Source organism: Neorhizobium sp. T6_25, from assembly GCF_002968555.1.
Lineage (GTDB): Bacteria > Pseudomonadota > Alphaproteobacteria > Rhizobiales > Rhizobiaceae > Neorhizobium.
This window is the reverse complement of the sequence record NZ_PVBL01000009.1, coordinates 157144-181934: the sequence shown is the minus strand read 5'-3', so window position 1 is coordinate 181934 and position 24791 is coordinate 157144. Positions and strand designations below refer to the sequence as shown.

The 24791-nt window shown below is 62.6% G+C and carries 31 protein-coding genes, 1 tRNA gene and 2 riboswitches; of the genes, 21 read left to right on the top strand and 11 right to left on the bottom strand.

Annotated features, from left to right (window positions below; translation table 11 throughout):
- The first annotated feature begins 7 nt into the window (after positions 1 to 7).
- The 3 genes from C5L10_RS15080 to C5L10_RS15070 all read left to right on the top strand — a co-directional run bounded on the left by C5L10_RS15080 (position 8) and on the right by C5L10_RS15070 (position 1389).
- Positions 8 to 499, top strand: a complete 492-nt coding sequence (locus tag C5L10_RS15080) for a peptide deformylase (RefSeq protein WP_105430337.1) — start codon at positions 8 to 10, stop codon at positions 497 to 499.
- Between the two features lie 67 nt (positions 500 to 566).
- A complete protein-coding gene (locus C5L10_RS15075; RefSeq protein WP_052754717.1) occupies positions 567 to 824 on the top strand; it encodes a BON domain-containing protein in 258 nt (85 codons plus the stop codon).
- Positions 825 to 897: 73 nt separating this feature from the next.
- Positions 898 to 1389 (top strand): BON domain-containing protein, encoded by a 492-nt coding sequence (locus tag C5L10_RS15070; protein ID WP_046666929.1) that lies wholly within the window; start codon positions 898 to 900, stop codon positions 1387 to 1389.
- Here the strand turns inward: C5L10_RS15070 and C5L10_RS15065 are convergent.
- Together C5L10_RS15065 and C5L10_RS15060 are read right to left on the bottom strand one after the other, a co-directional pair.
- On the bottom strand, positions 1386 to 1808 hold the full coding sequence (locus C5L10_RS15065; RefSeq protein WP_105430336.1) for an OsmC family protein: 423 nt from the start codon (positions 1806 to 1808) through the stop codon (positions 1386 to 1388). The two genes, C5L10_RS15070 and C5L10_RS15065, sit on opposite strands and share 4 nt — an antisense overlap.
- 177 nt (positions 1809 to 1985) lie before the next feature.
- Positions 1986 to 2070 (bottom strand) — tRNA-Leu (locus tag C5L10_RS15060).
- Between the two features lie 176 nt (positions 2071 to 2246).
- Between C5L10_RS15060 and lipB the strand changes: the two genes are divergently transcribed.
- The 10 genes from lipB to fghA all read left to right on the top strand — a co-directional run bounded on the left by lipB (position 2247) and on the right by fghA (position 10439).
- Entirely contained in the window at positions 2247 to 2975 is a 729-nt protein-coding gene (gene lipB / locus C5L10_RS15055; RefSeq protein WP_105430335.1) for a lipoyl(octanoyl) transferase LipB, read from the top strand.
- Between the two features lie 62 nt (positions 2976 to 3037).
- Entirely contained in the window at positions 3038 to 3958 is a 921-nt protein-coding gene (locus tag C5L10_RS15050) for a DMT family transporter (protein WP_105430334.1), read from the top strand.
- 157 nt (positions 3959 to 4115) lie between these two features.
- Complete coding sequence (locus C5L10_RS15045; RefSeq protein WP_172717042.1) at positions 4116 to 4769, top strand: hypothetical protein; 654 nt, start codon at positions 4116 to 4118, stop codon at positions 4767 to 4769.
- Positions 4770 to 4905: 136 nt separating this feature from the next.
- Entirely contained in the window at positions 4906 to 6174 is a 1269-nt protein-coding gene (locus C5L10_RS15040) for a hypothetical protein (protein ID WP_105430408.1), read from the top strand.
- A 77-nt stretch (positions 6175 to 6251) separates the two neighbouring features.
- Entirely contained in the window at positions 6252 to 6866 is a 615-nt protein-coding gene (locus C5L10_RS15035) for a GNAT family N-acetyltransferase (protein WP_105430332.1), read from the top strand.
- A gap of 104 nt (positions 6867 to 6970) precedes the next feature.
- Entirely contained in the window at positions 6971 to 8098 is a 1128-nt protein-coding gene (locus C5L10_RS15030; protein WP_046611292.1) for an S-(hydroxymethyl)glutathione dehydrogenase/class III alcohol dehydrogenase, read from the top strand.
- An 86-nt stretch (positions 8099 to 8184) separates the two neighbouring features.
- Positions 8185 to 8373 carry a YegP family protein gene (locus C5L10_RS15025; RefSeq protein WP_046636214.1) on the top strand — a complete coding sequence of 63 codons (189 nt, stop codon included), beginning with the start codon at positions 8185 to 8187 and terminating at the stop codon, positions 8371 to 8373.
- Between the two features lie 87 nt (positions 8374 to 8460).
- Positions 8461 to 8907 (top strand): YaiI/YqxD family protein, encoded by a 447-nt coding sequence (locus C5L10_RS15020; protein WP_105430331.1) that lies wholly within the window; start codon positions 8461 to 8463, stop codon positions 8905 to 8907.
- A gap of 16 nt (positions 8908 to 8923) precedes the next feature.
- Positions 8924 to 9586 (top strand): DUF1345 domain-containing protein, encoded by a 663-nt coding sequence (locus C5L10_RS15015; RefSeq protein ID WP_105430330.1) that lies wholly within the window; start codon positions 8924 to 8926, stop codon positions 9584 to 9586.
- Positions 9587 to 9605: 19 nt separating this feature from the next.
- A complete protein-coding gene (gene fghA, locus C5L10_RS15010; RefSeq protein WP_105430329.1) occupies positions 9606 to 10439 on the top strand; it encodes an S-formylglutathione hydrolase in 834 nt (277 codons plus the stop codon).
- A 3-nt stretch (positions 10440 to 10442) separates the two neighbouring features.
- Here the strand turns inward: fghA and C5L10_RS15005 are convergent, their stop codons facing one another.
- From C5L10_RS15005 to crcB, 5 genes are read right to left on the bottom strand one after another with little or no spacing between them, the layout of a single operon-like run.
- Positions 10443 to 10931, bottom strand: a complete 489-nt coding sequence (locus C5L10_RS15005; RefSeq protein ID WP_105430328.1) for a hypothetical protein — start codon at positions 10929 to 10931, stop codon at positions 10443 to 10445.
- Between the two features lie 57 nt (positions 10932 to 10988).
- Positions 10989 to 11780, bottom strand: coding sequence for an ATP12 family chaperone protein (locus C5L10_RS15000; RefSeq protein ID WP_105430327.1), 792 nt, complete (start codon positions 11778 to 11780; stop codon positions 10989 to 10991).
- A 12-nt stretch (positions 11781 to 11792) separates the two neighbouring features.
- Positions 11793 to 12446, bottom strand: coding sequence for an HAD family hydrolase (locus tag C5L10_RS14995; RefSeq protein WP_105430326.1), 654 nt, complete (start codon positions 12444 to 12446; stop codon positions 11793 to 11795).
- Positions 12443 to 13435, bottom strand: a complete 993-nt coding sequence (locus C5L10_RS14990) for an RluA family pseudouridine synthase (protein WP_046666940.1) — start codon at positions 13433 to 13435, stop codon at positions 12443 to 12445. The genes C5L10_RS14995 and C5L10_RS14990 overlap by 4 nt, the downstream gene beginning before the upstream one ends.
- A gap of 49 nt (positions 13436 to 13484) precedes the next feature.
- Complete coding sequence (gene crcB, locus C5L10_RS14985) at positions 13485 to 13862, bottom strand: fluoride efflux transporter CrcB (protein ID WP_046636229.1); 378 nt, start codon at positions 13860 to 13862, stop codon at positions 13485 to 13487.
- A gap of 124 nt (positions 13863 to 13986) precedes the next feature.
- On the opposite strand from crcB, the gene C5L10_RS14980 reads away from it, so the two are divergent.
- Positions 13987 to 14265: a hypothetical protein gene (locus tag C5L10_RS14980; RefSeq protein WP_052751782.1), complete on the top strand. Its 279-nt coding sequence runs from the start codon at positions 13987 to 13989 to the stop codon at positions 14263 to 14265.
- Positions 14266 to 14282: 17 nt separating this feature from the next.
- Here C5L10_RS14980 and C5L10_RS14975 read toward each other — a convergent pair whose 3' ends face one another.
- Together C5L10_RS14975 and C5L10_RS14970 are read right to left on the bottom strand one after the other, a co-directional pair.
- Positions 14283 to 15878 carry an EAL domain-containing protein gene (locus C5L10_RS14975; protein WP_105430407.1) on the bottom strand — a complete coding sequence of 532 codons (1596 nt, stop codon included), beginning with the start codon at positions 15876 to 15878 and terminating at the stop codon, positions 14283 to 14285.
- A gap of 177 nt (positions 15879 to 16055) precedes the next feature.
- The gene (locus tag C5L10_RS14970) at positions 16056 to 16541 is read right to left on the bottom strand and encodes an Lrp/AsnC family transcriptional regulator (RefSeq protein ID WP_105430325.1); all 486 of its coding nucleotides are present in this window, start codon (positions 16539 to 16541) and stop codon (positions 16056 to 16058) included.
- 138 nt (positions 16542 to 16679) lie between these two features.
- Here C5L10_RS14970 and C5L10_RS14965 point away from each other — a divergent pair, with 138 nt between their 5' ends.
- Complete coding sequence (locus C5L10_RS14965; protein WP_105430324.1) at positions 16680 to 17096, top strand: DUF2000 domain-containing protein; 417 nt, start codon at positions 16680 to 16682, stop codon at positions 17094 to 17096.
- 40 nt (positions 17097 to 17136) lie between these two features.
- On the opposite strand, the gene C5L10_RS14960 is transcribed toward C5L10_RS14965, so the two are convergent.
- Together C5L10_RS14960 and C5L10_RS14955 are read right to left on the bottom strand one after the other, a co-directional pair.
- The gene (locus C5L10_RS14960; RefSeq protein WP_105430323.1) at positions 17137 to 17625 is read right to left on the bottom strand and encodes a copper chaperone PCu(A)C; all 489 of its coding nucleotides are present in this window, start codon (positions 17623 to 17625) and stop codon (positions 17137 to 17139) included.
- Positions 17626 to 17692: 67 nt separating this feature from the next.
- Entirely contained in the window at positions 17693 to 18070 is a 378-nt protein-coding gene (locus C5L10_RS14955) for a hypothetical protein (RefSeq protein ID WP_105430406.1), read from the bottom strand.
- Between the two features lie 195 nt (positions 18071 to 18265).
- Positions 18266 to 18353, top strand: a riboswitch (glycine riboswitch).
- Positions 18354 to 18433: riboswitch (glycine riboswitch) on the top strand.
- Positions 18434 to 18500: 67 nt separating this feature from the next.
- Here C5L10_RS14955 and gcvT point away from each other — a divergent pair.
- The 6 genes from gcvT (at position 18501) to C5L10_RS14925 (ending at position 24258) form a co-directional block, all read left to right on the top strand.
- Entirely contained in the window at positions 18501 to 19637 is a 1137-nt protein-coding gene (gcvT, locus tag C5L10_RS14950) for a glycine cleavage system aminomethyltransferase GcvT (RefSeq protein ID WP_105430322.1), read from the top strand.
- Positions 19638 to 19653: 16 nt separating this feature from the next.
- Positions 19654 to 20016, top strand: coding sequence for a glycine cleavage system protein GcvH (gene gcvH / locus C5L10_RS14945; RefSeq protein WP_046666948.1), 363 nt, complete (start codon positions 19654 to 19656; stop codon positions 20014 to 20016).
- Complete coding sequence (gene gcvP / locus C5L10_RS14940) at positions 20013 to 22880, top strand: aminomethyl-transferring glycine dehydrogenase (protein WP_105430321.1); 2868 nt, start codon at positions 20013 to 20015, stop codon at positions 22878 to 22880. The genes gcvH and gcvP overlap by 4 nt, the downstream gene beginning before the upstream one ends.
- A gap of 135 nt (positions 22881 to 23015) precedes the next feature.
- Positions 23016 to 23270 carry a hypothetical protein gene (locus C5L10_RS14935; protein WP_105430320.1) on the top strand — a complete coding sequence of 85 codons (255 nt, stop codon included), beginning with the start codon at positions 23016 to 23018 and terminating at the stop codon, positions 23268 to 23270.
- A 131-nt stretch (positions 23271 to 23401) separates the two neighbouring features.
- The gene (locus tag C5L10_RS14930) at positions 23402 to 23686 is read left to right on the top strand and encodes a hypothetical protein (protein ID WP_105430319.1); all 285 of its coding nucleotides are present in this window, start codon (positions 23402 to 23404) and stop codon (positions 23684 to 23686) included.
- Between the two features lie 242 nt (positions 23687 to 23928).
- The gene (locus C5L10_RS14925; protein ID WP_105430318.1) at positions 23929 to 24258 is read left to right on the top strand and encodes a flagellar basal body protein; all 330 of its coding nucleotides are present in this window, start codon (positions 23929 to 23931) and stop codon (positions 24256 to 24258) included.
- Positions 24259 to 24791 lie beyond the last annotated feature (533 nt).

Genomic DNA, 24791 nt, shown 5'->3' with positions numbered 1-24791 from the left:
TTCGAAATTGGCCATCCGAACCATCCTGAAATATCCCGATCCGGGCCTCTCCAGGCCTTGCGAACCGGTTACCGCCTTCGATGCCGCCCTGACGGCGCTGGCCCATGATCTCCTCGATACGATGCGGGCGGCACCCGGCGTCGGCATCACCGCCGCGCATGTCGGCGTCTTCACCCGGCTCGTGGTGCTGGAACTGTCGAGGGAAAGCGGCCCGCGCTTCTACGCCAACCCGGAAATCCTGGTCTCCTCGGACGAGTTGATGCGTCATACGGAGGGCAGCGTCTCCATGCCCGGCGCCAATGACGAGGTCGAGCGGCCGAAAAGGATCCGGTTCCGCTACCAGGACCTCACCGGTACCGTCCGTGAGGAGGACGCCGAAGGCTTCTATTCCATCTGTATGCAGCACGAGATCGACCAGCTCGATGGCACCTTCTGGCTGAAACGGCTGTCCCGCCTGAAGCGTGACCGGCTGCTGCGCAAATGGGACAAGGGAAAATAAAAACGCGGCCGAACCAAATTCGCGTTCGCCCGTTGTCAGGTCGCAAGTCCAGCGAGGATCTACGACCATGAATGCGACAGCAGACAAGACCGCAGCCGAGCTCGAGCGAAAAGTATCCGAGCGCCTGGCTGCACTGCCGGACGTCGATTCGTCGACGATCGAACCACATGCCGAGGGAACCAAGGTTATCCTCGAGGGTTCTGTCGATACCGTGTTCTCCGCCCGCAAGGCGGTGTTGAGCGCGGAAACCGTGGATGGCGTACATGATGTCGAAAGCCACCTGACCCTCACGGGTCAAAGGAACGGCGCATCCACGAGCCACTGAGCCGAAATACCCGGCGCGCCGGCCTTTCAGGAGGGGGTGCGCCGGGTCCATGTGGGAATGACAGGAGACTGCAGTGCCAGGCAAGAAAAAAGCTGACGACATTTCCCGCGAGGAAGATTTCCGCGACTACGACGACCGAAATATCGACGAAGGCTGGCCCTACGACGATGCGGCCGGCGCGCGCCCCGTCGACAACGCCGCCTATGGCGATCCCAAGGCCAATTTCGATACCAACCGCAATCGCGGCTATCAGGTGGACAACGTCGAGCGGGACGGGTCGGAAGAGCGCCTGGTCGACAGCATTCGCCCCGGCACCAAGGGTATCGAGGAGGCCGACGATCTCGAAGAGCGGATCACCGACGCGATTGAGGAGCTGGACATGATCGACATGGCGTCGATCGACGTGCATGTCGAGGACGGCACCGTCACGCTCGAAGGCGCCGTCGACGATGCGGCGACCTCGCGCAAGATCGTCCGCAGGATCCAGCGTGTCGCCGGCGTCCGCCAACTGGTCAACAACCTTCGCCTCGAAGGCGTCGACAGCCACATTCCTGACGACGACTAATCGATTGTCAGGGAAATCTCCGGATAACCTTTCAGCGTATTGCTGACGGTGCAGATTTCCTCGGCCACATGGGCGATCTGCTTCTTCTGCTCGTCGTCGAAATCCCCTTCAATACGGAAATCCACGATGAACCGGGTGAGCCGGGATGGGCCTTCATGGGCCTTTTCGCCGCTCACATGCACCCTCACCTCGCTCAGCCTTTCGAGGATGCCGAGCTTGCTTGCGGCGATTCGACCGCTGAGCACTAGGCAGGCGGCAAGCGATGAAAACATCAGGTCGAGCGGGTTGAACCCCGGCTCGGAAGCGCCCGTCACCACTTCCACCTGACCACCCGTCTCACTCGTCACCCGCGGGTGACCGAGGCGCCCGAGCACAGCCGTCGCGCCGATCGGCCGCGTCTTGATTTTCAGTTCGACCATGGGCTTGTCCTTCCCTTGCACATACGAACTTGGAGCGAACCCATAGATAGGCGAGGAATTTCAGGATCGCATCCGCGATATAGCTCGATGTTTTGTCATCGAGCGGCGGATAGCCCCAATCTCTCGGATGCTATTTCATCCGGGCAACAAAAAACCCGCCGAAGCGGGTTTTTATTTTGGTGCGGTCGAGAAGACTCGAACTTCCACGTCTTGCGACACAGCGACCTCAACGCTGCGCGTCTACCAATTCCGCCACGACCGCATCGTGGTAGATGCCGACTTGCGCCGGCGGGGCTGCATGTAGCAAAAGCATTTGGGGTGCACAAGTGCGCCGTGACAGATTTTTGAAGGATAAAAATTGCAAGTGTGAATGCCTATATAAACCGGGCCGAAACCAGGCCCTTGCCGCACCCTTTTGTTTTTGCCAGAAGATTTTCCATGCTCACACGCACCGACCTCAATCTGTCCATGCTGCCGCAAACAGGCTCGCCGCCGGCGCGCTGGCGAATCTCCGATGGGCTAGTCCCCTACAAGGAGGCGGTGGCCGAGATGGAGCGCGAGGTGGCGGCAATCGCCGATGGCCACGCAAACGAGCTCGTCTGGCTGCTCGAACACCCGCCGCTCTATACTGCCGGCACCAGCGCCGATGCCGCCGACCTGATCGAGCCGGACCGGTTTCCGGTGTTTTCCACAGGCCGCGGCGGCGAATACACCTATCATGGTCCCGGCCAGCGCGTCGCCTACGTGATGCTCGACCTCAAACGCCGTCGCCAGGACGTGCGCGCCTATGTTGCGGCCCTCGAGGAACTGATAATCCGTACCCTCGACATGATGAACGTGCGCGGCGAGCGGCGCGAGGATCGCGTCGGCGTCTGGGTGCGCCGGCCGGAAAAACCCCTTCTGCCGGACGGTTCGATGGCGGAGGACAAGATTGCGGCTCTCGGCATACGGCTGCGCCGCTGGGTCAGCTTCCACGGCCTCTCCCTCAATGTCGAGCCTGACCTCTCGCATTTCACCGGCATCGTACCCTGCGGCATCAGTGCCTATGGGGTGACCAGCCTCGTCGATCTCGGCCTTCCGGTGATGATGGCGGATGTGGACATGCGGCTGCGTGAAGCCTTCGAGGAAATTTTCGGGGCCACCGTTTCCGAGACCACCGTGATCTGATCCCGACTTGAACATTGCCGCTCGCTGTGGTTGAAGAACCCGGTTCCTCGAAAGTGCCGGGCATGCCCTCTTCCACACCTGAAAATCCGCTGAAGGGCATGGCCATCATGGCCACCTGCATGGTCATCCTGCCGCTGATGGATGCCATCGCCAAATACATGGCGACCTTCGAGGCGATGTCGCCCGCTCAGGTAACATTCTACCGGTTCTTCTTTCAGCTGGTCTGCATCCTGCCGCTCGCCGTCTTCACCGGGGCTGCCATCTTCCGGCCGAAACGCCCCTGGATGAACCTGCTGCGCGGGGTGCTGCACGCGGCGGCCAGCCTAATGTTCTTCGCGGCGGTCAAATACATGCCCCTCGCCGATGTCTTCGCCATCTATTTCGTCGAACCCTTCATGCTCACCATGATGTCGGCGATCTTCTTGCGGGAAAAGGTCGGCTGGCGGCGGTGGCTGGCGATCGTGGTCGGTTTCAGTGGCGCGATGATTGTCATCCAGCCGAGCTATGCGATCTTCGGCTGGACGGCGCTTCTGCCGGTCGCCTGCGCCTTCCTCTTCACGCTCTACCTCTTTCTCAACCGGGCGATCGGCGAAGCCGATTCGCCGCTCCTCATGCAGACGATGGCGGGCGTCGGGGGAACTTTGTTCATGGCCGCGGCCCTGGTCATCGGGGATAGCACAGGGGCTGCGGATTTTACGCCGTCGCTCCCCGCCTCCTGGCTCGGTCTCGTCCTGCTGATGCTGCTCGGCTCGATCTCGGGCTACATGCATCTGCTCGTGGTGCGCGCCTTCCGGCTGGCGCCGCTTTCGCTGCTTGCACCCTTCCAGTATTTCGAGATCATTTCGGCGACCGTGCTCGGTTACGCCCTGTTCGGTGATTTCCCGACCGCCTCCAAATGGCTCGGCATCGCCGTCATCGTCGCCTCCGGCCTGTTCATCATCTGGCGGGAACGTTCCAGATCGAAACAGGTGGAAACTGTCTGACCGCGATGTTTCCTGGCAGTTAACCGCGCTTCTTTTCTGCCTCTCAACTTCTCTCATTTATCAGCCACATTCAGTTTCATGATGAAACGGAGAAATGAAGATGAGCGGGTTCCGCTTTTCTTTTCCTGCATGTGTCATCGCCGGGAAGGGTCGGATTGTGGCCGACGATATTCTGATGCTGCGCAAATACGCGTTCCCGGATGGCATTTGCTCCTCCGAAGACGCGCTCGCCCTTTTTGCGCTGAATGATTCCTGTCCCGAACAAACTCCCGAATGGTCGACCTATTTCGTCGAAAGCCTGACAGCATATCTCGTGCGCGGCACGGAGCCGCTAGGACGCATCGACGACGCGAAAGCCGGTTGGCTGATGCGCACGATCGCCGCCGACGGCGCCGTCCATTCGGCCCTGGAGCTCGAACTGCTGCTGCATGCCATGGAAGTGGCATCCGAGGTACCGGAAAGTCTGTCGGCCTTCGCGCTCGACCAGATCCGCCTGGCGCTCGAGCCCGGCGCGCGCTGTGCCTACCACGCCGCTCGCCCCGCCTCTCCTGGCATCACCGCCTTTGACCTCACCTATATCTGGCGGGTTCTGCGGGGAGCGACAGAACGTGGCCGGCTGATGCTGTCGCCGGTCGAAGCGCGGGTCCTGCGCGAGATCGACGAACTGGCCGATGCTAAGACCCATCATCCCGCCTGGCGGGAGATCATCGCGGCGGTGACGACATATGAAAGGCCGAAGGAAGTGCTGCGGTCGGGTCCCTGGCTGGTGACCGATGCCGGGCATCGCCTGACGCAAGAGGTGGCGGCCTGACGAACCGCCGGCCGCGCCGCCTTGCACGGCTGCTCGTTCGCATTTTATCGGTTGGCTAAACCGCCTGGAAAATCAATCGGCTTAAAGTGTCCCTGATGATCGGCCGATGGCGAGCCGACAGGCTTCCGAGGTCGATATGACGCCCACTGTCTCCGCCGTCCTGTTGCTGACGATCAATCTCGGTCTGCTCTGGCTGCTGATGGCCGCGCCCGTCGGCCGCCGTACCATCGCGCTGCGCCGGACGCTTGACATCACTCCTGAGCGCCTGTGGCACGCTTTTCACCCCGGCGGCGAGGAAGCGAGCTGGAATCCTTCGATCCTCTCCTCAGGGACGGAAAAGAGCCGCGGCGGGATAGAGATCGCCTACAGCCATCCCGATCGCCACGGTGCGCCGATCCGGCGGGTCTTCAGGGTCGAGGAAACTATCGATAGTGCCCGGCTCAGCTACGAGAGCCGTGCACGCGTCGTCGACGACACCGCGCTCGACATTTCCTTCTGGCGCAATTTCGAGGAATACCGTGCCGTGTCGCCTTCACCCGGCGGCTCCACGGTCACCCTCGCCCAGACCGACGACTATCGCGGCTTCGCCGTCTACCTGTTTCGCTATTTCATGATCCGCCGCGAGCTTTCGTCGCTGACTGCCTGGATGAAAAACGGCCGGCCGAAAACAGGCGGCATGATCGAACATCCGGTTGTCCAGATCGTCCTGGCGCTCCTCTCGACGCTGCTGCTCTGGCCCTTTTTCGGGCTCACAGCGGCGGGCCTGACGATTTCCATAATCCTGACCCTGGTCATCGTGCTGCATGAACTCGGGCACATGGCGGCCTATCGCGCCTTCGGGCATGAACGGGTCAGGATGATCTTCGTGCCGTTTCTCGGAGGCATCGCCATCGGCGGTCGGCCCTACAACAGCCGCTTCGAAGTCGCCACATGCGCGCTCATGGGCGCAGGCATGTCGGCCTTCCTCGTACCGGTGGTGATTTCCGTCCACGACCTTTCGACGACCCACCTATTGTCCTCGTCCCTGCGTGAGCCGGCTCTGGTCTTCCTGCTAATATTAGGGGCCTTCAACCTCCTCAATCTCCTGCCGATGTCCCAGTTCGACGGCGGCCGGGTGCTGAGGCAGATCTTTCCGACCCGCAGCCTGCTCGTCGCCGGCAGTTTCGGAATCACGCTTCTGATGCTCTGGGTCGGTAACCGGATCGGCCTGTCGTCGACCGCCCTGATCGCGGCACTTGCCGTCTTCACGCTGATGAGCCTGATGGGCATTTCGTCCGCCAAGCCGCGCGAAAGCCTCGACCCCATGCATCCGGGGGAGCGGCTGATGGCGGGGCTCGGCCTCTATGCGGCGGTCGCCATCCATTCGCACGGTATCGTCTACGCCTGCGACCGCCTTTTCGGTTGATCACCCACGTTTGATATCACCTGCAATCGACGTCTCCGCCCATTGACATCAACCCGCCAAGCGGCTCAAAAGGTTACATGAAAAGCGAAAACCCCACATTGCCGTCCGGCTATTCCGCGGTCCCTCCGGGCAAGATCGCCACCGTCGTGACCTGCCTCGAAATGTTCGAGAAGCCGCGCAGGAAAACCGCTACGGCGCCGGACACGCTCACCCTGGAACGCTGGCAGTCTCCTGCTCCCGACGAATACCGCGCGCTGTACCGCGCGGTCGGCGAGAACTGGATGTGGGTCTCGCGGCTGGTCATGAGCGACGACAAGCTTTCGTCGGTCCTCGACAACCCGCAGGTCGAGATTTACGTGCTTCTCGACGGCGGCCGCCGCATCGGCCTCCTGGAACTGGATTTCCGTCAGCAGGGCGAATGCGAACTCGTCTACTTCGGTCTCGTCGCAGGTGCGATCGGCAAGGGCGCCGGTCGCTTCTTGATGAACTGGGCGATCGAGAGGGCCTGGGCGCATCCGATCCGCCGTTTCTGGGTGCATACCTGTCACCTCGACCACCCGGCCGCCATGCAGTTCTACCAGCGGTCGGGGTTCACGCCCTACGCCCTGATGGTCGAAGTGCTCGACGATCCGCGCTTGACCGGCCTGGCGCCGCGCACGACCTCGCCGCACGTGCCCCTGGTCGGTCCTTGATCCGCTCACCGAAATACGACGGCGAACGGCTCGTTCCGGCTTGAGCCGGCCCCCTCGCCTGTGCCAAGGTCGCGCCGAATCTTAAAGCCTCAAGGGAGAACATCATGGATGTCCGCGCCGCCGTCGCCGTTCAGGCTGGCAAACCGCTCGAAGTCATGACCGTACAGCTCGAGGGGCCCCGCGCCGGCGAAGTGCTGATCGAGGTGAAGGCGACCGGCATCTGCCATACCGATGATTTCACCCTGTCCGGCGCCGATCCGGAAGGCCTCTTCCCGGCGATCCTCGGCCATGAGGGTGCCGGCATCGTCGTCGACGTCGGCCCCGGCGTCACCTCGGTCAGGAAGGGCGACCACGTCATTCCGCTTTATACGCCGGAATGCCGCGAATGCCCGTCGTGCCTGTCGCGCAAGACCAATCTCTGCACCGCCATCCGTTCGACCCAAGGCCAGGGGCTGATGCCCGACGGCACCTCGCGCTTCTCGATCGGCAAGGACAAGATCCATCACTATATGGGCTGCTCGACCTTTGCGAATTACACGGTCCTTCCGGAAATCGCGGTCGCCAAGATCAACCCGGACGCCCCCTTCGACAAGGTCTGCTACATAGGCTGTGGCGTGACGACGGGCATCGGCGCCGTCATCAACACCGCCAAGGTGGAGATCGGCGCCACCGCCATCGTCTTCGGCCTCGGCGGCATCGGTTTGAACGTCATCCAGGGCTTGCGGCTGGCTGGCGCCGACATGATCATCGGCGTTGATCTGAACAACGACAAGAAGGCCTGGGGCGAACGCTTCGGCATGACCCATTTCGTCAATCCGAAGGAAGTCGACGGCGACATCGTTCCTTACCTCGTCAATCTGACGAAGCGCGGCGCCGACCAGATCGGCGGAGCCGACTATACGTTCGACTGCACCGGCAACACCAGGGTCATGCGCCAGGCGCTCGAAGCTTCGCATCGCGGCTGGGGCAAGTCGGTGGTAATAGGCGTTGCCGGCGCCGGCCAGGAAATCTCCACCCGTCCCTTCCAGCTCGTCACCGGTCGCACCTGGATGGGCACGGCCTTCGGCGGCGCCCGCGGCCGCACCGACGTTCCGAAGATCGTCGACTGGTATATGGAGGGCAAGATCGAAATCGATCCGATGATCACCCACACCATGCCGCTCGAGGACATCAACAAGGGTTTTGAGCTGATGCATGGCGGCGAATCGATTCGCAGCGTAGTGATCTACTGAGCGAAGTTCCAAAACGTTCCGGAACTCGCTCCGATACTGCGAATAGATCTAGGATTTAACTCCGTTTAATGTGAGGGACGCAGAAGATGTACAAATTTGAAATCTACCAGGACAAGGCTGGGGAATACCGTTTTCGCTTCAAGGCTTCGAATGGCCAGTCGATGTTCTCTTCGGAAGGGTATTCGGCCAAGGCTTCCGCCGTTTCGGCCATAGAATCGATCAAGAAAAACGTACCCGGCGCAGCAGTCGACGACCAGACCACTGCCGTCGCCTGAAGCATATCCTGCGCGTAGCCCGCTGGGGCGGGCTACGCTGCCTCCCATTGTGCGGGAGGTCGCCGGATTGGACCTGAGTATCCATCCATGATCTACGTCGACGCCGATGCCTGTCCGGTCAAGCCGGAGGTCCTGAAAGTCGCTGAACGCCACGGCATCGAGGTGACCTTCGTCGCCAATTCCGGCCTTCGCCCCTCTCGTGATCCGATGGTCCACAACGTCATCGTGTCGGCCGGTTTCGATGCCGCCGACAACTGGATCGCCGAGCGCGCCGGACCCGCCGATATCGTCATTACCGCCGACGTGCCGCTGGCGGTACGCTGCGTAGCATCGGGCGCGCTGGTCACCGGTCCGACCGGCCGCATCTTTGACGAGACCAATATCGGCATGGCGAGCGCCATGCGCGACCTTGGGGCGCATCTGCGCGAGACCGGCGAAAGCAAGGGCTACAACGCCGCCTTTTCCCCACGCGACCGTTCGAAATTCCTGGAAACGCTGGACAGGCTCTGCCGCCGTTCCAAATCAGCCACGTGAGCGATCGGAAACCCGGATGCCGAGCCCCTGGCGCAGATTGACCTATCACCGGCACGGGCCGTTCTTCGCCGGCACCATCGCTTCGCTGGTCTGTTTGCCGTTCCTGCTCCTCTACATGCCGGAACTCGCGCCCGGCATTGCGGTCGTCGTCTTCTTCCTGATCTATCTTGTCATGATGGCCACGCGCATCAGCAAGCTCGACGGCCCCACGTTGAGAGACAAGGGGCAGAACGACGACGAACCGGCGCCCGTCATCCTCGCCGTGACCTTGCTTGCCGTTGCCGCCGCCATTGTTTCGCTGTTCGAGGCCTTGAACCGCTCGCAGCCCGCGGGTGCTGCCTCCGTGTCGCTTGCCTTCGCATCCGTCGTGCTCGGCTGGCTGACGATCCACACCATGTTCGCCATGCACTATGCCCATCGCTTCTGGCGGCCGGAGGAACAGGCGGAGAAGAACGAAGCGAAGCGCGGCGGCCTCGATTTTCCCGAAACCGACGAGCCCGGCGCCTACGATTTCCTCTATTTCTCGTTCGTCATCGGCATGACCGCCCAGACTTCGGACGTCCAGATCACCACGACCGGCATGCGCCGCATCAACCTTCTGCATGCGGTCGTGTCCTTCTTTTTCAACACCGTCCTTGTCGCCGCGGCCGTCAACGCCGTCGTGTCGATGGGCAACTGATATTTTTCGAGGAGCACCGATGAAGGTCCTTTCCCAGAACACTGCCTTCGGCGGCATGCAGGGCGTGTTCATGCACGATTCCGAAGCCTGCAAATGCGAGATGACTTTCGCCGTCTTCGTGCCGCCCCAGGCGATCAAGGAGCCCTGCCCGGTTGTCTGGTATCTCTCAGGCCTCACCTGCACCCATGCCAACGTCATGGAAAAGGGCGAATACAGGCGGATGGCCGCGGAACTCGGCCTGATCGTCATCTGCCCGGATACCAGCCCGCGCGGCAATGACGTGCCGGACGAGCTCACCAACTGGCAGATGGGCAAGGGCGCCGGATTCTATCTCGATGCGACGGAAAAGCCGTGGGCCGAAAACTATCAGATGTACGCCTACATCACCGAGGAACTGCCGAACTTCGTCAGCCAGCATTTCCGCATGGACATGGACCGCCAGGGGATTTTCGGCCATTCCATGGGCGGTCATGGCGCGATGACGATCGCGCTTCGGAACCCCGATCGCTTCAGGAGCTGCTCCGCCTTCGCGCCGATCGTCGAGCCCTCGACCGCCGACTGGTCGGCGCCGGCCTTCGAGAAATATCTGGGCGCCGATCGCTCCACCTGGCGGCAATATGACGCCTGCGCCCTGGTCGAGGACGGCGCGCGCTTTCCGGAATTCCTGATCGACCAGGGCAAGGCCGACGGCTTCCTCGAAAGCGGCCTGCGTCCCTGGCTGTTCGAGGAAGCGGCCAAGGGAGCGGATATCGACGTGACGCTGCGGATGCACGAGCGCTACGACCACTCGTATTATTTCATCTCGACCTTCATGGACGACCATCTCCGCTGGCACGCGGAACGGCTGGGCTAAATCTCACGGAAACAGCGCGGTCGCCATCGTTGGACGGCGCTGACCGTCGAGGCGGAATTCGCTGGAGATGCGGTCGGCGATCTTTTCGGCGAGGTCGCGGTCCGCGGTGTCGCCGTCCAGCAGGTAGATCGACGTCTTGAACGTTCCCCTGGCGATCGGTTCGCCGCTGTTGACCGAAATCGCCTGCACCGTCACCTTCGCCTCATGCCGGCTGCCGATCAGCATGGGCATATGCGACATCTCTTCGATGCGTACCGAGATGATCGTCCGCGGCAGGGCGATCGACCTGACGGTTGCGCGGATCGCCTCGTCGACCAGCATGTCGGTGGCGATCACCAATCCCTTCGGGACATCCGGCCGCGCGGTCACGAAGGCGCCGCGTACGTCATAGAGAAGTTTCTCCTGCGCCGTGTTTGCCTGTTCCAGACGGAACGACATCAGCGGCAGGGCCATCAAAGCGATAAGACAGAAACGAGACAGACGACGAAACATGAAGGGACCCGCAAGACGGCACCTTCAGATGTTCCAACGAACACGGTTAGAGAACGATTAAGCCGAGGGCTTCAAGGCAAGAAAAGTTTCGGTCGCCGCCCGCATTTCCTCGAGCCGCTTGGCGCGGCGATGTTCAGCCTCCGCGTCCGTGCCCCAATGTTCGTTCGTCCAGTCCTCGTCGAGATGGGCGAGCGTCCAGGCCTCGTCGGCGGTGAGCCGGCCTTCCGCGAAGGCAAGCGCCAGGATCGCCGAACCGGTCAGCGTCGTCACCGTGTGCAGCACGGCGAGTTCGATCGGCGTATCGTATTTCTTCAGCGTTACCGCAAAGGCGGCGGTCGCTTCCTTCGGCTGCTCTTGGGGCATCACGCCCTCGACCAGGATGAAGCGGGCGCCGAGTTCGTTCGCGGCCCAGTCGACGACCGGGTCCCATTGTTCGCTCTGGCGGGCGACCAGGTTTTCCGGTCCTTCGGCGCGGTAGCAGAGCAGGTCGCTCGAAGAGAAGCGCAGGATATCCTCGAACACTGCCTGCGGGTCGGTGGCGATGCCGTCGATCGCGGTGTTGACGAGGCGCGTCACCGGCATGGTGCCGGGATCGATGACATCCACCTGGCTTGCCCATTCGTCGCGGATCAGTTCGGCAAGCCATGCCGTTGGCGCGACGAGCCCGTTCTTGGCCGGCGTCCTGATCGGCCGGCCATCGAGATGGATGGCATGGCCACCCTCACCCTCGGCAACCGATACTTCTTTGTAGAAGCGCTTCGGCAGCGGCTTGTGCATCTGGATCTGCGCCCGCCGCGTCGGGTCCGGATGGCTCAGCGCTTCGGATGGATCGGGAAACATGTCACGCATGGAAATAAAACCTCAGCCGATATGGCTCAGCAACTCGCTCGGATGATGGATGATCGCGTCGGCTCCGGCCTTGTTCAGCTCGTCCACCGAGGCGTAACCCCAGGCGACGCCGATCGCCGTGGCGCCGGCCGCCTTCGCCATCTGCATATCGTAAATGGCATCGCCGATGACAAGAGTGTCGGAAGGTTTCATGCCGGTCTCGTCGCAGCATTCGGTCACCATCGCCGGATGCGGCTTCGAGGGGCAGTCGTCGGCGGTGCGCGACACCATGAAATACTTGTCGAACCCGTGTGTCTCCACGACCAGCTTCAAGCCGCGCCGCGATTTGCCGGTCACCGCGCCGATCAGCAGGTCCTCACGCGGACCGATCGCGTCGATCAGCTCGCGAATCCCCTCGAACAAAGGCTCCTTGAAGCCGAGATCCTGGCGCACGACGGCAAACAGCGTCTTGTAATAGGCCATCATCTCGACGGCTTCTTCGTCCGCATGCGGCTTGCCCTGCATCCGGGCGATCGCGATGTCGAGCGTCAGCCCGATGATCGCCTTGGTGTCTTCCACCTTCGGTTCCGGCTTGTCGAAATGGGCGAAGGTGCGGCGCATGGTTTCGTGGATCAGGTTCGCGCTGTCGACCAGCGTGCCGTCGCAATCGAAAAGGACCAATTTCATTCTTCGTCGTCCCTGCGGCCGTTTTCCATGTCGAAGCCGAGAAGGTTCCAGCTCTGGACCATATGCGGCGGCAGAGGTGCCGTGACCTTCAGGCGTCCGCCGTTCGGATGCGGAATGTCGATATGGCGCGCGTGGAGATGCAGCTTCTTCTGGATGCCGCCGGGAAAATCCCAGTTGTGATCGTCGTCGAAATATTTCGGGTCGCCGATGATCGGATGGCCGATATGCAGCGCATGGACGCGCAGCTGGTGGGTGCGGCCGGTATAGGGTTCCATCTCCATCCAGCAGAGCGTCTGCGCCGCCATTTCCAGCACCCGGTAATAGGACACCGCGTGGTCGGCGCCGTCCTCGCCATGCCGGGCGATCCGCATGCGGTCGCCATCCGGCGTCTGTTCCTTCACCAGCCAGGTGGAGATCTTGTCCTCGTGCTTGCGCGGCACGCCCTTGACCAGCGCCCAATAGGTCTTCTTGGTATCACGCTCGCGGAAGGCGGCGGTCAGCTTCTGGGCAGCACCGCGGGTGCGGGCGATCACCAGCACGCCCGACGTGTCGCGGTCGAGCCGGTGCACGAGCCGCGGCTTTTCGCCCTTCGGGCTGATCCAGCTGTCGAGCATCTGGTCGATATGGCGTGCGACGCCCGATCCGCCCTGCACCGCAAGGCCGGCCGGCTTGTTGAGCACGATGACCTTCTCGTCCTCGTGCAGGACCATGCGCGACAGCAGTTCGAAATCGCTGGAATGCTTGAGATCCTTGCCGGCGATCGGACCCGTCTTCTTCGCATCCACGTCCAAAGGCGGAATGCGCACCGTCTGTCCCGGCTGTACGCGGGCGTCGGATTTCACCCGTCCCCCGTCGACCCGCACCTGTCCGGAGCGCAGCAGTTTCTGGAGCGGCCCGAAGCCGAGGCCCGGGTAGTGGATCTTGAACCAGCGGTCGAGACGCATTCCCGCTTCGTCCGCTTCGACGCGGATATGCTCGATGCCTGCCATCAAAGCTCTTTCATATTTATGTGTGGGCCGGCGGCCCTTTGCCCGGTCTTTAGAGCATTGCCCGCCCGAGCGCCAGTCCGGCGAAAACCGCACCGAGCGAGATTGCAACGCTCGCGACGATATAGGTGACGCCCACCATGGTCGCGCCCCGCTCCAACAGCGACACGACATCCAGCGAAAAGGCCGAGAACGTCGTGAAGCCGCCGAGAAAGCCGGTGATGATCAGCAACCGCAGCTCGGGCGACGCGTCGAACCGTCGGACGATGAGCTCGGCCAGAAAGCCGATCGCGAACGAGCCGGCGATATTGACGGCAAGCGTCCCCCACGGAAACGCCGGCCCCCACAGGCGCAACGCCCATAGCCCGACGAGATAGCGGCAGACGGAGCCGATCGCTCCGCCGATGGCGACGAGAAGCATGTTGGTCATCGAGCTCTCTCTAGGACAGAAACGAGAATCGTCAAATCGATAAAATGCCGGCGTTTTGTTTAAAGGGGAACAAATCAGGGCCGCCGTAATTATCATATTCTGAGAAAAGAGAGTGATAGGCGACATGACACTACTAGTCAGCATATCAGCAAGCACCGCCGCACTCGCGATCGAGGCGCTGAAGCCCGGCCGGCGCATCTCGGCCAAGGATCAGGTTAGGGACATCAAGGCCGATGCGGACCGAAACCAGCGCCGCGCCGAAAACGCCGGCGACCCCGGCGATACCGAATTCATGATCCCGGCCACCACCGTCTCGCTCGACATGCTTACCGCCGACCAGAAGCCGCGCCAGCAGGTCACCTACAGCCAGGTCGAATCGGCCTATCGCGATCTGGAAGATTGATATTACCCGGCGGGCCCTCAGGCCGCCACGCACCGGATATTCTCCCGCCCGCTCCCCGAGCGGGCTTTTGCGTTCCGGTGGTAGTCGATGAAATCGGCGGCCGGCAGCGGTTTCGAGAACAGCCAGCCCTGGCCAAACTGCACGTCGTGAGCCTTCAGATAGTCCGCCTGCTCCTGCGTCTCCACGCCTTCGGCGACGATCTGAAGGTCGAGCGTCTTCGCCATCTCGATGATATGGCCGGTGACCGAACTGGTGGCGCTGTTGCGGCCGATCGTGTCGACGAAGGACTTGTCGATCTTGAGCGCATCCATCGGCAGGCCCTGCAGGTATTGCAGGCTGGAATATCCCGTGCCGAAATCGTCGATCGCTACCGAGTGGCCTCTTTGCCGAGCCTCAGTCAATGTCGTCCGCGCCGCCTCGATGTCGATGAAGCCGCGTTCGGTCGCCTCCAGCCAGATCTGCCCTGCAGCTATCCCGGTCTTTGCGAGTTTCTCATCAAGCACGCCGAGGATGCGCCCGGAGGTAACATCGGCGGCGGAAAGGTTGACGGCGATATGCAGCGAACCTTCCGCCCTGAGCAGTCCTCCGAGATCGGCAATGATCGCTTCGATGACCTGGTCGGTGATCGGCAGAATGAGCCCGCTCTCCTCGGCGAGCGGAATGAACAGGTCCGGCCGCACCAGCGATCCATCCGGCCGCCGCCAGCGCACCAGCGCCTCGGCGCCGACGCAGACGCCGGTCTTGAGCTCGATGATCGGCTGGTAATGGACGATGAATTCGCGCTTGCGCACTGCGATCGCCAACTCGCCGAGCGGTGAAAGCCTTTTCTTGGACAGCCACACCACCACGCCGACAATGAAGATGGCGACGAAGGCACCAACCGGCAGCAGCAGGAGCTGTTCTTCGCGCAGCCGGCCGGTCAGGTTGGAACGCGGCTCCATGGCGATCGCGATCAGCCCCTTGTCGTGTGCCGCCGCATAGAGCGCCGAGGAGGTCATGCCGTTCTTGGGCTCGTCGATCAGGGCGTTGACGAGATCCGTTTCCGGGGAATTGAGTTCGTTGATCAGCATGCCCTGCCGGTTGGCGAGCGCCAGCGAGATGTCGGGGTCCACCAGGATATCGACGAAACGGGCCGGATCGACCAGCACGTTATACGGGCCGTAATGGAGCGCCATCATCGGGTTGCCCATGCTGACCGCCGGCTGCACGCGGGTGGCCACTTCCACGCCGTCGGGCGTCATGTAGTCGATCCACGGCCTGTCGACCATGCGCTCCTCGATCCCCCAGGAGGTGCATTTCAACAGGCCGTTCTCGAAATAACCGACTTCCTTGACCGAGGGCGTATTGAAGGCGATCACCCGCATCCGGGCGATGTGCTGCTCCGAACAGGGCACCAGGCGCGGATAGGCAAGCGAATCGAGCGCCGCCCGTGCATCCTCGAACGTTCGGCTCGCGCGCAGGATCGTCTGCTCGGCGATCCGCTCAAGATTGTTCTGCTGTTTCTCGACCGTGATGATCCACGAAATGTAGACCATCGCGGCAATCGGAATGATTGCTCCGAGCAGGCCGAGGAAAATGGCCGCCGCAATCACCCGAGAACGTCGCAGTTCCATTGCCGAAACCTTTGATGAGAGGTCTTGGGCGATATTCATCGCGGACTTCTGTTAAGATTTCTTGATGCAACTCGATCAGGTTGTATCGAAGCAACCTCTAAAAGCCCGAAGGTTGCGTTCCGCCCGTGCAAGTCGGGCAGAATGGACATCTCCGCCCGGCAAGCCCGGAGAGGATTTTTAGGCCCGGTGCCCTGCAAAACGCAGCGGAAGCCCATCGAAAGCCTTGATCTCCTTCAGCACGAAGGTCGTCTGCATTTCCTTGATGCGCGGCAACCGCCGCAGCGTCGACATGGCGAAATCCGCATAGGCGTCGAGATCGGGTGAGACAACCTGGAGCAGGAAATCCGCGTCGCCCGCGATGCTGTAACAGGCCACCACCTCGTCCAGCCCGATCACCTCCGCCGCGAACGCTTCCGCTTCTTCCTCGCTATGGCTGTCGATCTTGACGCGGATGAAGGCAAGTACGCCGAGACCGATCGCCTTTCGGTTCAGCACCGCCTTGTATCCCTGGATGACGCCCGTCTCCTCCAGATGCCGCACGCGCCGCCAGCTCGGAGATGTCGAAAGCCCGATCCTGTCCGCGAGCGCCTGATTGGTCAGGCGGCCGTCGTCCTGCAACGCTTCCAGAATTCGTATATCCGCCGGCTCGATGTCGTTCTCCATCAAGTTCTACCTATATTTCCATCTAAGTGGGTAGATCCTACCGTAAAGTCCGGAAAGGGAGAAGTAAAAGGCAGGATCGACCGGACGATGGGGTGTAATCTGCAGATCCCCTTCCATGAATGGATATCCTGCCTGCCCATGACCGACGACACCCGCATCGCCATCATCGTCAACCCTACCCTGCCGCTCGGCCTCCTTGCCAACACGGCCGGCGCCATCTCGATCGGCCTCGGCGCTCGTGTGCCCGCGCTCGCGGCTCGCCGGCTGACCGATCGCCAGGGTCGCACGATCGATATCAGTTCTTCCCTGCCGGTACCGATCCTGCAGGCGCAGGCGGAGACGATCCGATCCCTGATGTTGAAAGCCATGGAGCAGATCCAGAACCGCGCCGTCGTGCCCTTTCCGGCTTTCGCCAGATCGCTGCACGATTACCGCGACTACGAGGCGGCCTTCCCCGATCGCGATCTCGCGGAAGAGGAGATCGACGGGCTCGGCCTCGCCGGGCCTTCGAAATGGATAAAATCGCTGACCGGCAGCCTGAAACTGCTGCGCTAGAGACAAAAGAGCCCGCTCCGGGGAGCGGGCTCCATCGAATTTACTTGTGCATGTGGCCGCCCGGCCCCGCCGCCTCGACCGGCAGCGTGATGTCGACCTTGCCGGCCTTCTCGAAGGTCAGGGTCACCGGGACTTGGCCGCCCTGCTTGAAGGGTTCCTTGACCTTGATGAACATCAGATGCAGTCCGCCGGGCGTCAATTCGACGGTCTTGCCCGCCGGGATGGCAATCCCGGTATCGAGCTTGCGCATTTTCATCACCTCGCCCTGCATCGCCATCTCGTGCAACTCCACGGTGCCCGAGGCCGGCGACGAGACCGAAACCAGCATGTCGTCGGACTTGCCGCTGTTCTTGATGGTGAGATAACCGCCGCCAACCGGCTGACCGGGCAGCATCGCCTTGGTGAAGGCGCTGGTGATTTCGAGGTGGGCGACCTTGGCCGGGGCATCTTGAGCGGCCGTAGCTCCCGCAATGATAATGCCGGTCGCAGCAAAAATGCCGAGGAAAGCGAGTTTGGTGAAAGTCTTCATGGAATATCCCCATACGGTGACAGCATCCGTGCCGGTCAACCGCGATTGATCTGAGAGCGTCGAAACATCAGATCGAGATCGGGGGCGCGCGGGATTTCGGCCGGGCGACGGCACTCCTGCCGAGCAGTCGGGAAAACTGGCGCAGCGGGTTGGCAAGCGAGGCGCGCTCGCGGCCAGGCCAGGTTTCATCTCTCGGCGGCGGCAGGATGACCGATGCGGAGAGCAGGCAGACTTCGCAGAGCGGCTTTGCCGCCGGCATCTGATGGCCGTGGTCGCCTTCCGAGCAGATGTCGGCAAAGGTGCCGTCCGGCAGCCGATAGGCCTCGCTGTAGGAATCGAGCGGCGCCGAAGCCTCCACCGGTTGATGGGCAAATCCCAGCAAAAGCAGCAGCATCGCGCAGAAAATGCGCGTGGAGGTCGCCGCCGTGTTGAGCCGTGCAGTCATCGTCTCGCCTGTTCGAATGCCTGCCGGAATAACCCAAATCGCGGCAAAGCGCAAAAGCCCTTTTTGCCGCGGTTTTTTCAATCATTTCGCCAGCCGTTGCATTAGGTCAAATCGCGTTTGCTGCGTTGCGACAAAAATAGTGTTTCGTGCGACATGGAGGGCTTGCCAAATGGCGATCGAGGCCGATAATACCGCCCAGACTCGCTGGGAGAAGCCGCTTAGATGCGGTGCCGAAGGAGCAACCGCCCCGGAAACTCTCAGGCAAAAGGACCAGCAGTCGACCGACAGGAACTCTGGAGAGAAGCCCGAAGAGGGCTCGCCGAAGGGATAACAATCTCAGGCGCCAAAGACAGAGGGGGCTCATAAACCGGTGCGTCACTGCGCCTGAATCTGAGCCGGCGCTTGAAATGCGCCAACCCTGGAGGCGTCCTTGGACGATCAAACCGTTCTCAAGACCACCCCGCTTCATGCCCTCCATCTGTCGCTCGGCGCCAGGATGGTGCCCTTTGCCGGTTACGACATGCCCGTGCAATATCCGGCCGGCGTGCTGAAAGAACATCTGCACACCCGCACCGCCGCCGGCCTTTTCGACGTCTCCCATATGGGCCAGGTCGTCATCCGCGCGAAATCCGGCGCTTACGAGGATGCAGCACTTGCGCTCGAAACCCTGGTGCCGGTCGATATCCTCGGCCTGAAACCCGGCCGCCAGCGCTACGGCTTCTTCACCGACGACAACGGCGGTATCCTCGACGATCTGATGATCACCAATCGCGGCGATCACCTGTTCGTCGTCGTCAACGCCTCCTGCAAGGACGCCGACCTCGCCCACCTGCAGGCGCACCTGACCAATTGCGACGTCGAACTCCTCGAAGACCGCGCGCTCATCGCCCTCCAGGGGCCGCGCGCCGAGGGCGCACTGGCGGCTCTCTGGCCGGATGTCACCTCCATGAAGTTCATGGACGTCCGCGACGCGTCCCTGCACGACGTCGAATGCATCATCTCCCGCTCCGGTTATTCCGGCGAGGACGGGTTCGAGATTTCGGTTCCGGCAGATCAGGCCGAACAGATCGCCAAGGCGCTGCTCGAAGACCTGCACTGCCAGCCGATCGGCCTCGGCGCCCGCGATTCGCTTCGCCTCGAAGCCGGCCTCTGCCTCTATGGCAACGACATCGACACGACCACCTCGCCGATCGAGGCCGCGCTCGAATGGGCGATCCAGAAGCCCCGCCGCGCTGGCGGCGTCCGCGCCGGCGGCTTTCCGGGTGCGGCCCGCATCCTCGATGAACTGGCGAACGGCACGACCCGCCGCCGTGTCGGCCTGAAGCCGGAAGGCAAGGCGCCCGTCCGCTCCCACGCCAAGCTCTATGCCGATGCGGAAGGACGGATCGAACTCGGCGAAGTCACCTCCGGCACCTTCGGCCCCTCGGTCGAGGGCCCGGTCGCCATGGGCTACGTGCCGACCCGCTTTGCCGAACCCGGCTGCCAGATTTTTGCGGAGGTGCGTGGCAAATACCTACCCCTCACCGTCGCCGCACTCCCCTTCATCACCCCCACCTACAAACGATAATCCTCCGGAGAGAACCATGCTGAAATTCACCGCCGAACACGAATGGCTGAAGCTCGAAGACGGTATCGCGACCGTCGGCATCACCTCCCACGCTGCCGAGCAGCTCGGCGACCTCGTTTTCGTGGAACTGCCGGAAGTGGGCGCCGAACTGACCAAGGACGGCAATGCCGCGACCGTCGAGAGCGTCAAGGCCGCCTCCGACGTCTATTGTCCGCTGGATGGCGAAGTCACCGAGGTCAACCAGGCGATCGTTGACGATCCCTCGATCGTCAATTCCGATCCTCAAGGAGCAGGCTGGTTCTTCAAGCTGAAGCTCAAGACCGCCTCCGACGCCGACGCGCTGCTCGACGAGGCCGCCTACCAGGAACTGATCGCATGACCACCGACAGCACCGATTTCCATTTCACCGACTATCAGCCCTACGATTTCGCCAACCGCCGCCATATCGGCCCCTCGCCGGCCGAGATGGCCGAGATGCTGAAGGTCGTCGGCTACAAAAGTCTCGACGCCCTGATCGACGCCACAGTGCCGGCCTCGATCCGCCAGACGACCCCGCTTGCCTGGGGTCCGGCGTTGACCGAACGCGAGGCGCTCGACAAGCTGCGCGATACCGCCAACCGCAACAAGGCGCTCGTCTCGCTGATCGGCCAGGGCTATTACGGCACCATCACCCCGCCGGTCATCCAGCGCAACATTCTGGAAAACCCGGCCTGGTACACGGCCTACACACCCTACCAGCCGGAAATTTCGCAAGGGCGCCTCGAAGCGCTGCTCAATTTCCAGACGATGATCTGCGACCTGACCGGCCTCGACGTCGCCAATGCCTCGCTGCTCGACGAGGCGACCGCCGCTGCCGAAGCCATGGCGCTTTGCCAGCGCCAGGCAAAGTCCAAGGCGACAGCCTTCTTCGTCGATGCCGCCTGCCATCCGCAGACGATCGCGCTGATCGAAACCCGCGCCGCCCCGCTCGGCTGGAGCGTCGTCATCGGCGATCCGATGACCGATCTCGACCCGGTCGACGTGTTCGGCGCGATCTTCCAGTATCCCGGCACCAACGGCCATGTCCGCGATTTCACCGGCCTGATCTCCCGCCTGCACCAGACCGGCGCGGTCGCCGCCGTCGCCGCCGATCCGCTGGCGCTGACGCTGCTCAAGTCCCCCGGCGAAATGGGCGCCGACATCGCCATAGGCTCCTCGCAGCGCTTCGGCGTGCCGGTCGGTTACGGCGGTCCGCACGCGGCCTATATGGCGGTCAAGGACGCCCACAAGCGCGCCATGCCCGGCCGCCTGGTCGGAGTTTCGGTCGACAGCCGCGGCAACCGCGCCTATCGCCTGTCGCTGCAGACCCGCGAACAGCATATCCGTCGCGAAAAGGCGACCTCGAACATCTGCACCGCCCAGGTCCTGCTCGCGGTCATGGCCTCCATGTACGGCGTCTTCCACGGGCCGGACGGGTTGAAGGCCATCGCACAGCAGGTCCACCGCAAGGCCGTGCTGATGGCCAAGGGCCTCGAAAAGCTCGGCTACACCATCGAGCCCGACACCTTCTTCGACACGATCACCGTCGAGGTTGGCCATATGCAGGGCCTGATCATGCGCGCCGCTGTCGCCGAAGGCGTCAACCTGCGCCAGGTCGGCGAAACCCGCATCGGCATGTCGCTCGACGAGCGCACCCGGCCTGCCACCCTCGAAGCCGTCTGGCGTGCCTTCGGCGGCAATTTCAAGGTTTCGGATTTCGAGCCCACCTGGCGCCTGCCGACTGCGCTGCTGCGCAAATCCGATTACATGACCCACCCGATCTTCCATATGAACCGCGCCGAAAGCGAGATGACCCGCTATATCCGCCGGCTTTCGGACCGGGACCTGGCGCTCGACCGGGCGATGATCCCGCTCGGCTCCTGCACCATGAAACTCAATGCCACGGCCGAAATGCTGCCGATCACCTGGCCGGAATTTGCCGACATCCACCCCTTCGTGCCGGCGGACCAGGCGCTCGGCTACAAGGAGATGATCGACGATCTGTCGCAAAAGCTCTGCCAGATCACCGGCTACGACGCCTTCTCGCTGCAACCGAATTCCGGCGCGCAGGGCGAATATGCGGGCCTCTTGACCATCCGCAACTACCACATCGCCAATGGCGACACCCATCGCGACGTCTGCCTCATCCCGACGTCCGCGCACGGCACCAACCCGGCGTCCGCCCAGATGGTCGGCATGAAGGTGGTCGTCGTCAAGGTCCGCGACAATGGTGATATCGACCTCGACGACTTTCGCGCCAAGGCCGAACAGCATGCCGCAGACCTCTCGGCCTGCATGATCACCTACCCCTCGACCCACGGCGTCTTCGAGGAAACCGTGCGCGAAATCTGCGAGATCACGCACAAGCATGGCGGCCAAGTCTATCTCGACGGCGCCAACATGAACGCCATGGTCGGCCTCTCCCGCCCCGGCGACATCGGCTCCGACGTCTCCCACCTCAACCTGCACAAGACCTTCTGCATCCCGCATGGCGGCGGCGGTCCCGGCATGGGCCCGATCGGCGTCAAGTCGCATCTGGCGGCACACCTCCCCGGCCATCCGGCGACGGACGGCCGTGAGGGTGCCGTCTCGGCGGCCCCCTTCGGCTCCCCGTCGATCCTGCCGATCTCCTGGTCCTATTGCCTGATGATGGGCGGCGAAGGCCTCACCCAGGCGACCAAGGTGGCGATCCTCAACGCCAACTATATCGCCGCACGGCTGAAGGGCGCCTATGACGTGCTCTACAAGTCGCAGGCCGGCCGCGTCGCGCACGAATGCATCATCGACACGCGCCCGCTCAACGTCTCGGCCGGCGTCAGCGTCGACGACGTCGCAAAACGCCTGATCGACTGCGGTTTCCATGCCCCAACCATGAGCTGGCCGGTCGCCGGAACACTGATGATCGAGCCGACCGAAAGCGAGACCAAGGCCGAGATCGACCGGTTTTGCGATGCGATGCTGGCGATCCGCGAGGAAGCCCGCGCCATCGAGGACGGCCGCATGGACCGGCAGAACAACCCGCTGAAGAACGCCCCGCACACGGTCGAAGACCTTGTCGGCGAATGGGACCGCCCATACTCCAGAGAGCAGGCCTGCTACCCGCCGGGCGCCTTCCGCGTCGACAAATACTGGTCCCCGGTCAACCGCGTCGACAATGTCTATGGCGACCGAAACCTCGTCTGCACCTGCCCGCCGCTGGAGGCTTACGCGGAGGCAGCCGAGTAACTGCCCCTCCATCCCGCCTCGCCCACGGATCGATCCCGGAGGCGGGGCGATCCGCGCGCACCTGTCTTTGTACGCTAGCGAACGGGAACTCCGGCGCCGCCCCCTGGTTTGCGGGGCGCGGCAAGGGAGCTGGCCATGCAGCGGTTCTTCTTTCACATCAACTTTACCGGGAAATTCATCATCGATCCCGAAGGGGTGGAATTTACCGATCTCGACGCTGCGAAAAATTCGGCGCGCCGGGCAATCCGCGAACTGGCCGCCGATTCCCTTGCGGCAAGGGCGAAATTCACGCTTCGCAGTGCCCGGATCTGCAGCGAGAAGGGTGAGGTTCTGGTCGAGATTTTTGTTCCAGAAGCCATCCGTGAAATGATCCCGGCCGATCTCCTGTAGACAACCGAGACGCGCAATCGAAGCCGACCAAGGACTGAGCCCGTCCCTCGGTACGTTACCGCACTTTCCCTGACAGCTTTGGCGTTTTTGATATTCTGTCGCGGTAGTTTTCAGAACCGGGACAGCCCCCCATGTCCGATGATTGGACGTTTTTTCCGCATGTCATGACCATGCATGATCTGCAAGCGATGCGCGAAGCGGTGCGACTTGCGGAGGGCATCCGGCCGCCCGCCGATCCCGCCGAGACGGAACTGCTCGCCTGGATCGTCTTCCGCTACTACAGGCGCGGGCTGACGGATCCGGAACGGCTGGCCTCGGTCGCCGTCTTCCTCTCCAGCTCCCGCGTGATGAAGCGCCAGCGGGCGCACACCGAAGCCGGGGTCGTGGTGCATCTGGACCTGCGCAGCCACACCTGACGCCCCCGATCTGACTCGCCTGGGCGCCGGCTCCGTCATTACGGCAGCACCCGCCCGATGACGATGCCTCGGGACACGCGACGGAATCGCCTTCAAGCGCGGATTGCGCCTTGCCGGCAGGTCCCCGCCCCGTTCCGGCACATCTGTGCCGCGCCATAATACGCTTCCCTTACCCTTCCCGTTCAGTCTTCCTTGAAGCTCTTGCCCTAAAATATCCGTCATCGGGTTTGGGGATGCTTGTCATGGGTCTGTCGTCGGTGATGAACATTGCGGTTTCGGGCATGCAGGCCCAGGCCAAACGCCTTGCGACCGCGGCCCACAACATCGCCAATGCCCAGACCCCCGGCTACAACCGCCTCGACACCCAGGTCTCCTCGCTCCCCAATTCCGGCGGCGTCACCACCACCGTCACCCCGTCGACCTCGGTCACCTTCCCCGAAAGCTCGAATGTCGACATGGCCAGCGAAATGCTCGACGCCTTCACCTCGGCGCAGGGTTATGCGGCCAACGCCGCGGCATTCGAGACGGGCGCGGACATGTGGGCCGTGCTGATGAGCATCAAGCGGGACTGAGGGGGCGGCTGCGTCTTACTGAGTTCGGCACGAAGCGGGCGCTTACCCAGTAAAGGGACGTCTCCTTGCGAATGTATGGCGGCTGGATCCTCGGGTCGAGCCCGAGGATGACGGAGGAGAGGACGAGGATCACGGTGGAGAGGATGCCGATGACGGACTTGGCACAACATCCAAGGTCGTCATCCTCGGGCTCGACCCGAGGATCCACCCTCCAGGCGCCGACCTATCCGGGGACCTTCGACACCTGCCCACCAGCCCCATCAAGCACTTAGCCTCCCTCTCATCCCCGCTCCCCGGCCCGTGCCTACAATCCCCCCGTTCCGTCGCGGATACACCGGCAGGCCTGCCGGCGAGGCGGGACCGGCGCGGACCTCAAGGGCAAGACGCAAAACCTTGGCGTTCGGGTTCGGAGAAAATGGTCTCCGTCCGGCGACAACGGGGAAAGCAATGGGCATACGGACCGAGCCCCTTGCTTCTGAAGCCCGAAAGCGCGCGCCGGACGTGCCTGTGCGGCACACATGGTGGCTGACCGG